General features: G+C 30.3%; 13 protein-coding genes. 10 read left to right on the top strand and 3 right to left on the bottom strand.

The window, feature by feature from the left end; translation table 11 throughout:
* The 4 genes from Q0U66_RS01015 to Q0U66_RS01000 all read left to right on the top strand — a co-directional run.
* A partial coding sequence (locus Q0U66_RS01015) for an ATP-binding cassette domain-containing protein (RefSeq protein WP_297376554.1) occupies nucleotides 1-704 on the top strand: 704 nt, incomplete at its 5' end.
* The gene (locus tag Q0U66_RS01010) at nucleotides 694-1701 is read left to right on the top strand and encodes a BMP family ABC transporter substrate-binding protein (protein WP_297376552.1); all 1008 of its coding nucleotides are present in this window, start codon (nucleotides 694-696) and stop codon (nucleotides 1699-1701) included. The genes Q0U66_RS01015 and Q0U66_RS01010, both read left to right, overlap by 11 nt.
* 10 nt (nucleotides 1702-1711) lie before the next feature.
* The gene (gene rbsK / locus Q0U66_RS01005; protein WP_297376550.1) at nucleotides 1712-2617 is read left to right on the top strand and encodes a ribokinase; all 906 of its coding nucleotides are present in this window, start codon (nucleotides 1712-1714) and stop codon (nucleotides 2615-2617) included.
* A 214-nt stretch (nucleotides 2618-2831) separates the two neighbouring features.
* Entirely contained in the window at nucleotides 2832-4619 is a 1788-nt protein-coding gene (locus Q0U66_RS01000; RefSeq protein WP_297376548.1) for an ABC transporter ATP-binding protein, read from the top strand.
* Nucleotides 4620-4677: 58 nt separating this feature from the next.
* Here Q0U66_RS01000 and Q0U66_RS00995 read toward each other — a convergent pair whose 3' ends face one another.
* Nucleotides 4678-5076, bottom strand: coding sequence for a hypothetical protein (locus Q0U66_RS00995; protein WP_297376546.1), 399 nt, complete (start codon nucleotides 5074-5076; stop codon nucleotides 4678-4680).
* Between the two features lie 327 nt (nucleotides 5077-5403).
* Between Q0U66_RS00995 and deoC the strand changes: the two genes are divergently transcribed.
* Genes deoC through Q0U66_RS00980 form a run of 3 tightly spaced genes read left to right on the top strand, consistent with a single transcriptional unit; the run spans nucleotide 5404 to nucleotide 7812 of the window.
* Nucleotides 5404-6060 carry a deoxyribose-phosphate aldolase gene (gene deoC, locus Q0U66_RS00990; protein WP_297376544.1) on the top strand — a complete coding sequence of 219 codons (657 nt, stop codon included), beginning with the start codon at nucleotides 5404-5406 and terminating at the stop codon, nucleotides 6058-6060.
* A 12-nt stretch (nucleotides 6061-6072) separates the two neighbouring features.
* The gene (locus Q0U66_RS00985; RefSeq protein ID WP_297376542.1) at nucleotides 6073-6483 is read left to right on the top strand and encodes a cytidine deaminase; all 411 of its coding nucleotides are present in this window, start codon (nucleotides 6073-6075) and stop codon (nucleotides 6481-6483) included.
* A 3-nt stretch (nucleotides 6484-6486) separates the two neighbouring features.
* A complete protein-coding gene (locus Q0U66_RS00980; protein ID WP_297376540.1) occupies nucleotides 6487-7812 on the top strand; it encodes a pyrimidine-nucleoside phosphorylase in 1326 nt (441 codons plus the stop codon).
* A 52-nt stretch (nucleotides 7813-7864) separates the two neighbouring features.
* Here the strand turns inward: Q0U66_RS00980 and Q0U66_RS00975 are convergent, their stop codons facing one another.
* Nucleotides 7865-10435 carry an ABC transporter ATP-binding protein/permease gene (locus Q0U66_RS00975; RefSeq protein ID WP_297376538.1) on the bottom strand — a complete coding sequence of 857 codons (2571 nt, stop codon included), beginning with the start codon at nucleotides 10433-10435 and terminating at the stop codon, nucleotides 7865-7867.
* Between the two features lie 261 nt (nucleotides 10436-10696).
* Between Q0U66_RS00975 and Q0U66_RS00970 the strand changes: the two genes are divergently transcribed.
* Both Q0U66_RS00970 and Q0U66_RS00965 read left to right on the top strand, forming a co-directional pair.
* Nucleotides 10697-11197 carry a DUF2975 domain-containing protein gene (locus Q0U66_RS00970; protein WP_297376536.1) on the top strand — a complete coding sequence of 167 codons (501 nt, stop codon included), beginning with the start codon at nucleotides 10697-10699 and terminating at the stop codon, nucleotides 11195-11197.
* A gap of 20 nt (nucleotides 11198-11217) precedes the next feature.
* The gene (locus tag Q0U66_RS00965; protein ID WP_297376556.1) at nucleotides 11218-11403 is read left to right on the top strand and encodes a helix-turn-helix transcriptional regulator; all 186 of its coding nucleotides are present in this window, start codon (nucleotides 11218-11220) and stop codon (nucleotides 11401-11403) included.
* 93 nt (nucleotides 11404-11496) lie between these two features.
* Here Q0U66_RS00965 and Q0U66_RS00960 read toward each other — a convergent pair whose 3' ends face one another.
* The gene (locus tag Q0U66_RS00960) at nucleotides 11497-13095 is read right to left on the bottom strand and encodes a glucosyltransferase domain-containing protein (protein ID WP_297376534.1); all 1599 of its coding nucleotides are present in this window, start codon (nucleotides 13093-13095) and stop codon (nucleotides 11497-11499) included.
* Nucleotides 13096-13291: 196 nt separating this feature from the next.
* On the opposite strand from Q0U66_RS00960, the gene Q0U66_RS00955 reads away from it, so the two are divergent.
* Nucleotides 13292-14167 (top strand): J domain-containing protein, encoded by an 876-nt coding sequence (locus tag Q0U66_RS00955; RefSeq protein ID WP_297376532.1) that lies wholly within the window; start codon nucleotides 13292-13294, stop codon nucleotides 14165-14167.

Raw genomic sequence — 14167 nt, 5'->3', positions numbered from 1 at the left:
CTATTTTGGATGAAGTCTGGGACAAGTATCCATATTTAACCCACTATGACCTTAGATCTTATTTGGCAAGATTTTTATTTATCGGTGATGATATATTTAAGATGATAGAAGATTTAAGCGGAGGAGAAAGGGCGAGGGTAAGCCTTTTAGAGCTTATGCTTTCTGATGCAAGCTTTTTGCTAATGGATGAGCCGACCAACCATTTAGATATTGATTCTAAGGAAGTTTTAGAAGATGCCTTAAATAATTATGAGGCTACAGCCTTTATAATTAGTCACGACAGGTATTTTTTAAATAAGGTATGCAACAAAATAATTGAAATCAAGGATAAAAAAGTCCATATCTATAATGGAAACTATGACTATTACCTAAGCAAACAAGAAACAGAAACTGCTAAAGAGGGTGTTAAAGTTAACAAGACTCAAAAAAGAAAATCCATGAAGCAGGAAAGAGAAGAACAAAAAATCCTTAGAAATATTAGAAATAAAATAAAAAGAGCTGAAAAAAGAATTGAAGAAATTAACCAAGAAGTTGAAGCTATAAACTTAGATTTAGTTAAACCTGAAGTTTATGAAGATTTTGCTAAAGCTGATGAATTAAGCTCTAAAATTAATGATTTAAATCAAGAAAAAGAAGACCTAAGCTTAGAATGGCTTGAATTAAACGAAGAGTTGGAAGAAAAGGAGAAAGAATATGAAAAATAAAATAAAATACTTGGCAGTACTATTAAGTCTTTTTCTTTTATTGACAGCTTGCAGTTTTGGAGACAAGGCAAGTCATAAGATAGGTGTGCTTTCTGATAACAGGCTTGATAAGGATCCAAAGATTGGACAAATAAGCCAAAGTATTGAGGCTCTAGGAGATGCTTATTCATATACAACTCATAAGGGAAACAAGGACAAGGATTATATGTCCACAATTGAAAGTCTTATAAAAAAAGACTATAGGACAATCATAGGTAGCTCTTTCATAAATAATACGGCTTTTGAAAATATGGCCGACCAAAATGAACAAGTAAACTTTATAGTTTTGGATAGTGTCATAGATCCAGAAAGAGAAAATCTATTATCAGTAAGATTTAAAAGTGAAGAAGCTGCCTTTATAGCAGGTTATGCAGCTGGATTAAAAACTAAGTCCAATATGGTAGGTTTTATCGGCGTGAAATCTGATTTACTGAATGATTACCACGAATATGGTTTTAAGAGTGGTATCCTAGCTGCAGCTGAAGAATTAAATAAGCAAATAGCTTTGAAAACAGAACACCTTGAAAATTATTCTGACTATAGTCAAGGACAAGCTAAGGCTAAAGACTTATATGAAATTGGCATAGACATTATCTACCATACAGGAGGTGAAAGCGGCCTTGGGGTAGATGAAGCAGCTGAAGATATGTCTAGATTTTCCATAAGCTATGGATTAAATGAAACTAGCAAGGATAGTCCTCATATCATGATGTCGATAAGTCCAGATTATAAAATGGCTACAGACCAAGCCCTAAGAGATGTTACAAATAAAGATGCAAAAAGAAAAGTGGCATATGGATTTGCTGAAAATTCACTAAGCTTGAATCCTTATATTGAAGAAAGTTATTTAGACCAAGATACTTATAACAAGATATTATCTAAGATAGAAGAAATCAAAGCTGGTAAGGTGAAGATAGCTTTTAATGAGGAGTCTTATAAGGACTTGTTGGAAAAATAGAGGGAGTAATATGAAAAAAATATTAGTAATAGGAAGCATCAATAAAGATATTTCCCTTTATGTAAAAAGCTTACCTTCTCTAGGCGAAACGATTTTAGCTAATAATATGAAAGAAAGTTTTGGTGGCAAGGGTGCCAACCAAGCCATGACTATAGCTAAAATGAAAGGTGATATTAGTTTTGCAGGTGCGGTTGGTGATGACCTTGTAGGAGACGAAATAATCAAGTTTATGAAAAAAGAGGGCATAGATACAGCTGCCATTAAAAGGTCAAAACTTCCTACAGGTACAGCCATGATTACAGTTGATGATAATTCTGACAACAATATAATTGTTTATCCAGGTGCGAATTACAGTATTACAAAAGAAGATATTGACGATATAGATAATTTAATAGATAAATCTGATTTTATACTAATGCAGTTTGAAATCCCTATGGAAACTATTGAATATGTGATAGAAAAGGCTAGTGAAAAAGGAAAATATATAATATTAAACCCCGCTCCATACAATCAAGATTTCAACAAAGAATTGTTGAAAAAAGTAGACTTATTTATTCCAAATGAAACAGAGTTTTTGGAACTTATGGGTAAAAACACTAAAGATAACCATTATATTGACTGGTATAAAAATGAAGCAAAAGAATTTTATGATAAATACAATACAGACCTTATAATCACGCTTGGAAGTCTAGGATCCTTGTATCATGGAAAAGATGAAAGCTTTTTAGTTGAAGCTAACAAGGTAAAAGCAGTAGATTCTACAGCTGCAGGGGATAGCTATATAGGTAGCTTAGTATATTCATTATCTATAAATAAATCTTTACAAGAGTCAATGAAATTTGCATCTAAGGTGGCAGCCATCACTATATCTAGAAAAGGAGCTATGGAAGCCATACCTTATATTGATGAAATATGATAATTAAATTAAACATATAGTTTAATACAAATCTAAATATAAATTTATAGCAGAGACATATTTTTTATTTGTCTCTGCTTTTTTTTATTTGAAAGACGGTAATTGATGTGCTAGAATATTATTAATAAAATATTATATAAAAAAAACGATATTTATACAAAAAAAAAGAAATTTTGAACTAATATGTAAAATTAGCTTATTAACAGGGAGTATTATGAAAAGACAAGAAAGATTTATTAATAAATATATAAAAGTAGATGGTAAAGGAAATAAATATATAGGCTTTAATATATCAAATAATACATTCAATATGAAAATAAAATATATAATAGGCTCTTTAACTTTAATTTTAGCTTCGCTTATAAGTGTTTATATTCCGTATTTGGTAAGCCTTATAGTTGATAATATTGATAATGTATTAAATTTTATGGACAATAAAATTTTATTGGTTATTTTATTTTTATTCCAAACAATTTTGGTCTCTGTAGGAAATATAAGCTTTGTAAATATATCAGAGAATAAGGCATTTGAAATTAGGGAAAATATTATAAGTAGTATAGTTTACTCAAGTGAAGAAAGTTTAGATACTATCAATGTAGAAAGATTACCTAGTCATTTAGATAACAACATATCTGTTATAAAAAATTTTTATGGAAGGAGTATTCCTAACATAATAAGTGCTATAGTAACTGTTATAATCTCAATTTATTTTTTATTTAGCTTAGACTCTAAGCTCAGCATAGTTTTGCTAACCATGTTACCATGCATAATGATAGTAGTAATGCCAATTTCTATTATTTCAGGAAAGTATTCTAATAGCTTTCAACTCGAAAATTCTAAATATATTGAAAAACTATCTAATATTTTTAACAATAATATATATATAAAATCATTAAATGGACAAAAAGATATTATAAAAAACTTGGATGAAAATTCTAAAGAAATAAAAAGATATTCCTCAAAAAATAGAAAAATTGACTCTTTTGCCCAACCATTTTTAACTATATTTCTAATCGCTATAATAGCTATAATATTTATTGTTGGTGGATCAAGAGTAAATCAGGGGAAAATTAGTGTAGGTGTCTTGATAGCCTATTTACTATATATATTTCAATTGCTAAATCCTATATCAAATATAAGTTATTTCTTTTCTGACCTAAACAGACTTAAGGTAAATAAAAAGGAGCTTCAGGTATATGAAGATCTTGCAAAAGAAGACTTTACTGAAAATGATAAAAAACATATAGGAAAAATAGATAATATTAGTTTTAAGAATGTTAATTTTTCATATCCTAAAAAGGATTATGGAATAGAGGATATTAATCTAAATATAGGTCCCGGTGAAAAAATAGCTCTTGTAGGGGATTCGGGTGCTGGAAAGTCAACTGTATTTAAACTTTTATTAAAACTTTATGAGCTAAAGAAAGGCAATATTTTTATAAATGGAGTCGATATAAATGATATTAACTTGAAGTCTTTAAGGGAAAAAATTAAATTAGTTCCTCAAGAAAATAGCATAGTATATTCGAACCTGGAAGAATTTTTAAAACTGGGAGAAGAATCCTTAGACTATGAAAGTATAGATAAGTATATAAAAGAATTAAGATTAGACAAGGCTCTAGGGGAAAGTTCTGAAGAATATATGTCTTATGATTTTAAATTAGGAGCTAAAAATTTATCTGCTGGAGAAAAACAGAGAATACTTATTTTAAAATCACTTATAACAAATTTTGATGTCCTATTGATGGATGAATCGACTTCGTCTTTAGACTCTGAACTAGAAAATATAGTCTTTGAGATTATAAAGAGAGACTTAAGTGATAAGATGATTTTATTCATTACGCATAGATTATCGACTGTGAAATATATGGATAGGGTAATATTTATGGAAAACGGCCAAATCACAGGGAATGATGTCCATGAAAATCTTTATAAAACTCATAAAAGATATAAAACATATATTGATATGCAAAATATTGAAAGAAAAGAAAATATTGCATAATAAAAAACTAAAAGGGATGCAAGATTTGCATCTCTTTTAGTTTTAAATGCCAACAGTTCTATTTAATCTCAAATATAGGCCTAAAGTTTCTTGGGAAGCCTTCTGAGTTGTTAAGTTTTTTCATTTCAAAATCTTCAAGTTTTCTATTATATTTATATTGTTCCTTGGCTTTCATCTTATCAATTTTGAAGTTTAATATCTCTTCTTCCTTACCGGTATCTTTTCTTTTAGCCTTCATAGTGACGTAAACATCTTTCTTTTCAGATTGGGTCTTATTTTGAATGATAAAATTTACATAATGATTTTTGTCTGAAGGCTCATCCTCGCCTTCTTGAGGTTTGGCAGCTAATCTAAATTCATAATGAATAACAAAATCTTTTAGTGAATTTTTCTGAGGTGTACAAGCTACAAGAAAAATTGCTAATAAAATTAAAAATAGGCTTAATTTCTTTCTCATTTAGGCCTCCTTAAAATGAATAATTATCCTTTCTATAAGTATAATAGAAAATAATTATTCAGATTTATATTTCTGTCTTACAATAATAATAATCAATATATTATTGTTATATATATAATCATATTCTATATCATTTGTCAATAAAAGATGGCATAATATACATATTTTAGAATGATAAAACAACTATACGAAATAAGCAGAAAATTCAACAGAAAACAAATGATAAACCTTTTCAAAAATATTGCTTAAGTTGCCTTAATTGTGGTATATTTACTATATAAGATAATAATTTTAAATTGGGATATTATCCCCAAGAAAGGAAAAGAAATGGACATTAAAAAAATATTATCATACGCAGACCATACACAATTAGCTCAAACAGCTACATGGGAAGATATAAAAAGATTAATTGATGAAGCTGCAGAAGCTAAAACTGCTTCAGTATGTATACCTGCTTCATACGTAAAAAGAGCAAAAGAATATGCTGGAGATAAGGTAGCAATTTGTACAGTAATCGGTTTCCCAAATGGATATTCAACAAAAGAAGTAAAAGTTTTTGAAACTGAAGATGCTATTAAAAATGGTGCAGATGAAATCGACATGGTTATAAACATAAACGAATTGAAAAATAAAAACTATGACTATGTTTTAGAAGAAATGAAAGAAATCAAAAAAGCATGTGGAGATAAGATCTTAAAGGTAATCATTGAAACAGCTTTATTGACAGAAGAAGAAAAGATTAAAATGTGTGAATTAGTTTCTGAATCAGGAGCTGAATTCATTAAAACATCAACAGGATTTGCTTCAGGTGGAGCAACATTTGAAGATGTTAAACTATTTGCAGACCACGTAGCAGACCATGTACAAATTAAAGCTGCTGGTGGTATTTCAAGCTTAGAAGATGCACAAAAATTTATTGATTTAGGTGCTACAAGATTAGGAACATCAAGACTTATTAACCTAGCAAAGGAAGCTGAAAAATAAAAGGAGTCTTAAATGATAAAAGAAGATATTAGGTTGGCCTTAGATTATTTGAAAAATGCCAACCCTATATATTCAGATTTCAGTGTAGCATCTGTACTTACAGATGTTGATGGCAATAAATTTGTTGGTGTAAATATCGAACTTCCTTCATTGACTAATGGTATATGTGCTGAAAGAAATGCCATATACCACGCTATTGCTGAAGGGTCCAAAAAGTATAAAAGAATTGTTGTAGTGGGTGGACTTCATGGAGAGGTGACCCAATTGACACCTCCTTGCGGAGTTTGCAGGCAAGCTCTTATGGATACTTGCGATCCAGAAACTTTTGAAGTAGTAGTTGCTATAAATGAGGAAGACTATAAGGTATTTAAACTAAAAGACCTAGTTCCAATGGGATTTGGTCCAGATAGATTAGAGGATTAGAAAATGAGAATGATAGATATTATAGACAAAAAAAAGAGAGGACTTGAATTAAGTAAAGAAGAACTTGAATTTTTTGTCAATGGCTATATAAAAGATGAAATTCCTGATTATCAAGTATCAGCTTTATTGATGGCTATATACTTTAATGGAATGACAGAAAAAGAAACTACACAATTTACTTTACTAGTAAGAGATAGTGGAGATGTAGTAGACTTATCAAAAATTGAAGGTATAAAGGTAGACAAGCATTCTACAGGTGGAGTAGGTGACAAAACAACCTTAGTCTTAACTCCAATAGTTGCTGCTTTAGGAGCAAAGGTTGCAAAAATGTCAGGTAGGGGCCTAGGTCATACTGGTGGTACAGTAGACAAGATGGAGTCTATACCTGGTATGGAAACATCCTTAGAAACCCAAAAATTTATAGACCAAGTAAATGAAATTGGTATATCAGTTATTGGGCAAACAGGTAACTTGGCTCCAGCAGATAAAAAGTTGTATGCTTTAAGAGATGTTACTTCTACTGTAAATTCAATACCACTCATAGCATGCTCAATTATGTCTAAGAAACTTGCAGCTGGATCTGATGCTATAGTATTAGATGTTAAGACAGGTTCAGGTGCCTTTATGAAGACCTTAGACGATGCTATTGAATTAGCAACAGAAATGGTATCCATAGGTGAAAATGCTGGAAAATCTACAATAGCTTTAATTACAGAAATGGATATACCTCTAGGTCACAATATTGGTAATATCTTAGAAGTAGAAGAAGCTGTTGAAACCTTAAAGGGTCATGGACCAAAAGACTTAGAAGAAGTTTCATTAGAATTAGCAGCAAACCTAGTTTATATGTCAAAGATTGCTAAAGATATAGATGAGGCCAGAGAAATGGTTAAGGGTGCCATAGCAGACGGTTCAGCCTACAATAAGTTTTTAGAATTTGTTGAAGCCCAAGGTGGAGACAAGTCATATATTGAAGACTTTGATAAGTTTGACAAGGCAGCCATCCACCATGAAGTAAAGGTAGATAGAGATGGATACGTTTATGAAATGGATACTGAAAAAGTAGGTAATGCCTCAGTAATCCTTGGTGCCGGAAGAGAAACCAAAGATGATGAACTAGATTTTGCAGCAGGTATTAAACTTGTTAAAAAGACAGGCGATCAAATCAAAAAAGGTGATACAATAGCTATTCTTTATACAAATGATGAAGCTGCAGTAAAATCAGCAGAAGACCTAGTATTAGAAGCTTATAGCTTGTCAGATGAAAAACCAGAAATGGAACCTCTAGTATTGGCTAGGGTTACAAAAGATGGTGTAACAAAATATTAGAAAATAAAATATATAAAAACAAAAGAAGGCTAATTAGCCTTCTTTTTGCTTATTATTCAGTTCTTAATGCTTCAACAGCATCTTTTTTTGCTGCTATTCTAGAAGGAATTATTCCTGCTATTAGGGTAAGCGTAACACTTAATAAAATTAATAGGAGGCTTGCTTTAATAGGAAGTACTGCAAAATTATTTACTCCTGTTAGGGATTTTATAATGTTATTTGCTGGTAATATTAATAAGCCTGTAATTAATATGCCTAGAGACCCCGATAGTAAGCCAATTATAATGGTTTCTGCATTAAAGACTCTAGATATATCTTTTTTGCTTGCACCTATACTTTTTAGGATACCTATTTCTTTTGTTCTTTCTAGAACTGAAACATAAGTGATGATTCCAATCATTATAGAGGATACAATCAATGAGATTGAAACAAATCCGATAAGTAGATATGAAATTACATTGATTATACTACTTACAGAAGACATGATTAATCCAACAAAATCTGTATATTTAATTTGGTTGTTTTCATCATCAATATTTGAATTATAGTCTTTGATAAAATCATCTATCTTTTCTTTAGACTCAAAGTCTTTAGGATATAGATTAATGAAGTTTGGACTTGCTTTATCTACTATCCCCAAAGTTTTAAGATTATCTTCAAGAGTGTTTTTTGAAGCTTCTGCAAAATTAATCAAAGCTTCTTTTTGTTCTTTTTCTGGTAAAGTAGAAACATATGCCCTTATATTTTCAGGTAGTTCTTCTAACTTAGCAGGTTGTATCTCTTCTCCAGCCTTTAAGAATGGTTTTTTTGTAAATACATCTATTTCTTGATTATCTAATTGCTCTTTAGCTATCTCGGTATTGTTTACATTTTCAATGATATAGTCGGTCAATTCTTTTGTATAGCCAACTTTGCCACTTTCAGATTCAACACTAGAGTCTTCACTTGCCTTTACAATACCTACTATTTTTAATTCTAAAGCATCATCGTATAGTTTTTCTAATAATTCTTGGTCATCCTCCTTAGATATCCAAGAACCATCTTTATTTTCATAAAATGATACAGAAGGTATATATTTAAAAGTGAGTTTTAGAATTTCATCATAAGAAATATCCTTATCAATTTCATTTACTTCTTCACCCTTGGCAATTTTTTCTTGTTTTTCTTTAAGATCATTAGGATTTAATATTCCCAATTGATATAGAGATAGGTCAGATAATTGATTATCTTTGTCAACAAAGAGAACCAATTCTTCTTTCTTTTCAGGCCATTTACCTTCAACTAAATCGTATTGGCTTTCTAGAAGGTTTTTATTGCCTAAAAGTTCTTCCCATGCGTTAAGAGGTTGATTGCTTGAAGATGTGGCGAATCCTGAATCTTCCGCAGGATTGTCTATATATTCAAAAGGGTTTAGTTTCGTTATTTTATCATCTATTTTGTTATATAAATTTAAGTTTATATTATAGCCATAATCAATGGCGTTAGTTAAATCTTTTAGTTGGTCTTTATTGTTTTCTATATGTTTTTTAAAATTGTTTAAGTTGTTTTCTGTAGTTCCAGTAAAGGCCTGCATACCAGTAAGCATTTGAGTAGTTACATTTTTAGTTGTTACTAGCTTGTCATCCTTTTTATCCTTATCTTCTTTGTCATCATTGTTATTTTCTTGGAGCTCCAATAAAGAAGACAAGTCTATAGCATTATCTTCTATAGTGATTGGGTACATTGTTAATGTATCAGCCTGTATCCTATCTATATAGTCTTGAGCTCCTGTAGAAAGTGACAAGATTAGTGATATACCGATTATACCTATACTTCCAGCAAAAGCAGTAAGAATAGTTCTTGCTTTTTTAGTTAACAAGTTGTTAAAACTAAGTGCTAGGGCGGTAAAAAATGACATAGATGTTTTATTGTTGCTTGTAAGATCAGCTTCATTTTTTGTGCTATCTTCATAGGGCATAGTGTCATCAATTATATGGCCATCTTTTAGGTTGATTATTCTAGTTGAATATCTTTCTGCAAGCTCTGGATTATGGGTAACCATTATTACTAATTTTTCATTAGCAATTTCTTTAAGTAGTTCCATTATCACTTCACTTGTTTCACTATCCAAAGCCCCAGTTGGCTCATCAGCTAATAAGATGTCTGGGTCATTGATTAAAGCTCTAGCAATGGCAACTCTTTGCATTTGCCCGCCTGATAATTGGGTAGGTTTTTTATTGATATGTTCACCTAATCCTACTTTTTCAAGCATTTCTTTTGCTCTTTGACGTCTTTCTTTTTTATTAACACCAGAAAGTGTAAGGGCGAGCTCAACATTTGAAAGTATACTTTGGTGGGATATTAAATTATAGCTTTGGAAAACAAAACCTACTGAATGGTTTCTATACCTATCCCAGTCTCTATCGCTATATGTACTGGTAGATGTGTTGTTAATGATTAAATCACCACTGCTATACCTATCTAAACCACCAATAATATTTAACATTGTTGTCTTACCAGACCCACTTTGTCCAAGTATTGAAACGAATTCATTTTTTCTAAATTTTAGACTTATGTTATCTAGTGCTGTAAAATCGGTACCAGCTACATTATAATGTTTTGAAATATTTTTTAATTCTAGCATTTAAGCTCCTTATAAATTACAGGTTAATTTCTTTATTAATTTATTGGTTTATAATGTATAAATCTTATACAATTTGTATATTTCTATATATTAATCTATTTATCATAATACTAGTACCAATAATATATTTTAATTATGTACTAAATATGGATTTTTTTAAACTATTATATTTTCACAATAAATATTTATCGAATTTCAATAAACTTTTATTGAGCTTCAATTTAATTTGATGTATTATATGTATATAGAAAGAGGTGGATTATGTTTGAAAATGCTCTTGATAAAAAAACAAAAAAAAGCTTATTAAATTTGAAGTATCTATCTTATATATTTGTATTTGCAACTATCGCTTTAGGCTATATAGTGAGTACATATACAGCATATAGATTGTTGGGGACTTATAGTGAACTGAAAACGCAAATAATTTTATGGCTTATAATCTCTTATGTAGTTTCTTTCATGATAATTTGGGGAATATATGATGTCATAAGATTGCTGAATAATTTACATAAAGGTAATATTTTTACCTACGAAAATGCTGATATTTTAAAAATAATAGATAAAAAGATAATATTTACCATTATTTTTTCTACTATAGCTAATGTAGTTATGACCTTGATGAATGGAAACCCTATATGGTTTTTATTAGTTTGGTTTGTCTTTATAATTTTCCTTGTGGTGGGACACATTTTAGTTTACCCACTAGCCTTGCTAGTAAGAAAATCAGCTGACTTGCAAATAGAAATGGAGTTAACAATATGATAGTAGTTAACTTAGATGTTATGCTAGCTAAAAGAAAAATGACTGTAACTGAATTATCAGAAGCTGTTGGCATAACTATATCAAATATTTCAATACTTAAGAACAACAAGGCCAAGGCTATTAGACTAGAAACCTTAAATGCTATCTGCAGGGAGTTGGACTGTCAACCTGGGGATATAATTGAGTATGTAAAAGATGAAAAATAGTATATCTACATTAGAAAAAAAATAATATCTATATTAAGTAAAAAACTAGCTTTCAATTTTGAGAAAACTCAAAGTTGAAAACTAGTTTTTTTATTATTCTATATTCTTAAATTTAATATATATAGTTCCATCAATCATTTGTATAGAATCCTTGGCGGGATATAAAGGCATATTTTCTATTGTTGATCTTAAAGGTTCTAGATTTTCAGTTATTTCATCAACATCACTAATAGGATTATCCAGTCCTAAAAATCTTTCAGGATAGTATTTAAATGAATAAAGTCTAGTCAAGTGATTAGCTATGATGAATGGTTCAGTATCTCTTGTATCAATGAGTTGGGTAAAGTCAGTCCTAGAGTCTGGATTCCCAAGCATAACTACCTTTGTATCTGTAGTATATCCATCAACCATTTCTATCCTCATTGAAATCCTGTTGGCATAAGCATGAGAAGACTTGTTAGTATTCCAAACCTTGAAGTAGGCCTTATTTGTTACATAAATATTGTTGTAGACAGACAAGAAGCTTACGATAACTAAAAACCAAACGCTTATATGTAGGAGTTTTACTTTTTTATTTGCCGTATTTTCATGTACTTCATTTGCAGGAATTGTTGAAATTTCCTGATTTTCCCTATCGCTAATCTTATAAATATATTCTATTAAAATTAAAGGTATGATAAAGCATATAGTATAGGCATAGGCCATCCTCAACATTACTCCAGCCTGCCATGACATGATATATATTACATTTATAGCTGGTGGAAGAATGATCAATATAAAAGCTGCAAACAACATTCTATCTTTGTCTAATTTGGATTTCTTTCCTAAATAAATAATTAAATATATAAGTAAAATAAAGGAAATTACAAATACATAAGGCATAAAGGACCAATGATAGTTAAACTCCTGGCCGGTAAAAAATAAAAACATGTACTTGTAAGTTGAAAATACTGCTGTTGGAAGTTCTTTAAGAGGTATAGACCCCATGGTATCAAGCCCCTTGTAGTCAACCAAATATTTTCCAAATATTCCCCTTGAAACTATTAAATATATTAGTATAGCTCCAGTAAAAGAAATCATCATTTTCAAAAAGTTATTAAAGATTTCTTTAGTAGTTTTTTCTTTTTTAAATAAGTCTATTAAAAAGTAGACTAAGATGAGACCAGCTGCATAGCCCAAGTATGATTGGTAAATAGCCAATGATAGGGTAAATAAGACCATTGAATATAAATAACCCTTGTCTTTTTTTACTAATAAATAGGCTCCAATACCAGTAAGCATAGCCCCAAATTGATATGAATCTTGTGTATTCATAAAAGGCATTAGTGAACCTATTGTAGGGAAGGTTACCAGGATACCTCCAATTAAAATGGAATTGATTTTTGATTTAATATCAAACATTGATACTATAACAGATGCCATAACAGCTGAGTAAAATATGGTTAAAAATCCATTTAGCCAAGGTAGGGAAAATTCACTTCCTATAGCGGATGGGAACATTAAAAACCACCTGCCGGAAGTGGTCCTATTCATCGTGTCTACAAGTTGAACTATGTCGTCAAGATTTAGCCATTTATTGGCCATCATAAAACCGTGGCAGATAAAACCTATTACAATAGTAGAAAAAAATGCTAATTTATTGTTGTAGGGTAAAGATTTATACCAATTATTTATCTTATTTTCTGGAAACATTATATACTCCTTCAGATTTTTATTCTTCAAATTTCATTATATTAAATCTAGTCTAAAATATCTAGTTAGAAAATGTTAAAAAAAAGTAATAAAACTTGATTATATGTAATCGAATGGGGTATAATAAAAATGAAAGTCAAAGATAGTCAAAGTTTTTGATATACAAGAGTTAATACGAGAGATTGGAGATTAGATTATGCAATATAAAGATTATTATGAAATATTAGGAGTAGACAAGTCAGCTGATTCTAAAACAATAAAAAAAGCTTATAGGAAGCTTGCCAAAAAGTATCACCCTGACTTAAATAAGGGTTCGGAAGAGGCTGCAGAAAAATTAAAGGAAGTAAATGAAGCCTACGAAGTTTTATCTGATGAAGATAAAAGAAAGAAATATGACCAATTTGGATCTGCCTATCAAGATGGGATGAATTTTGATCCATCAAATTATGGTTATACCTATACTAGCTCAGGCGGAAGTGGATTTTCAGACTTTTTTGAAACCATATTTGGTAGATCTGGAGGAGGATTCTCAAGAGATTCTTTCTTTGGAGGATTTGGGGAGAAATTTTCAAATGCCAGACCAAAGACTAGACCAAGATACAATCTAGAACAAAACTTAACCATAGCAGAGGCCTACCATGGGGGTCAAAGACAAATCCCCGTTTCTTTAGGTGGACAAAATACCACTATAAAGTTGAAATGGCCAGCAGGGATTACAGATGGTAAGTCCATAAAAATCAAAGGGGATAAATTTGATATCCACGGAGATATTTATGTAAAAATTAAAATAAGTGATAAGGATAAATTAGAAGGGTTAAATATCACTAAAGACCTAGTTGTAAGTCCTTGGGAAGCCTACTTTGGTACAAAAAAGACCATAGATACCTTTGATGGAAAGATAAAGGTAAGCATACCAGAAAGAATTCAAACAGATAAGAAAATTAGACTAAGAAATAAAGGTTTTAAGGATATGAAGGGTAAGTTAGGTGACCTATACTTGAAGATAAAAATTAAAAATCCTGAACTTACTAAAGACCAAGAAGAAATATATAAACAAATGATGGAGGAATAA

Source organism: uncultured Helcococcus sp. (assembly GCF_946998255.1).
GTDB lineage: Bacteria > Bacillota > Clostridia > Tissierellales > Peptoniphilaceae > Helcococcus.
The sequence above is the reverse complement of the archived record's forward strand: the minus strand, read 5'-3'. Positions and strand labels throughout refer to the sequence as shown.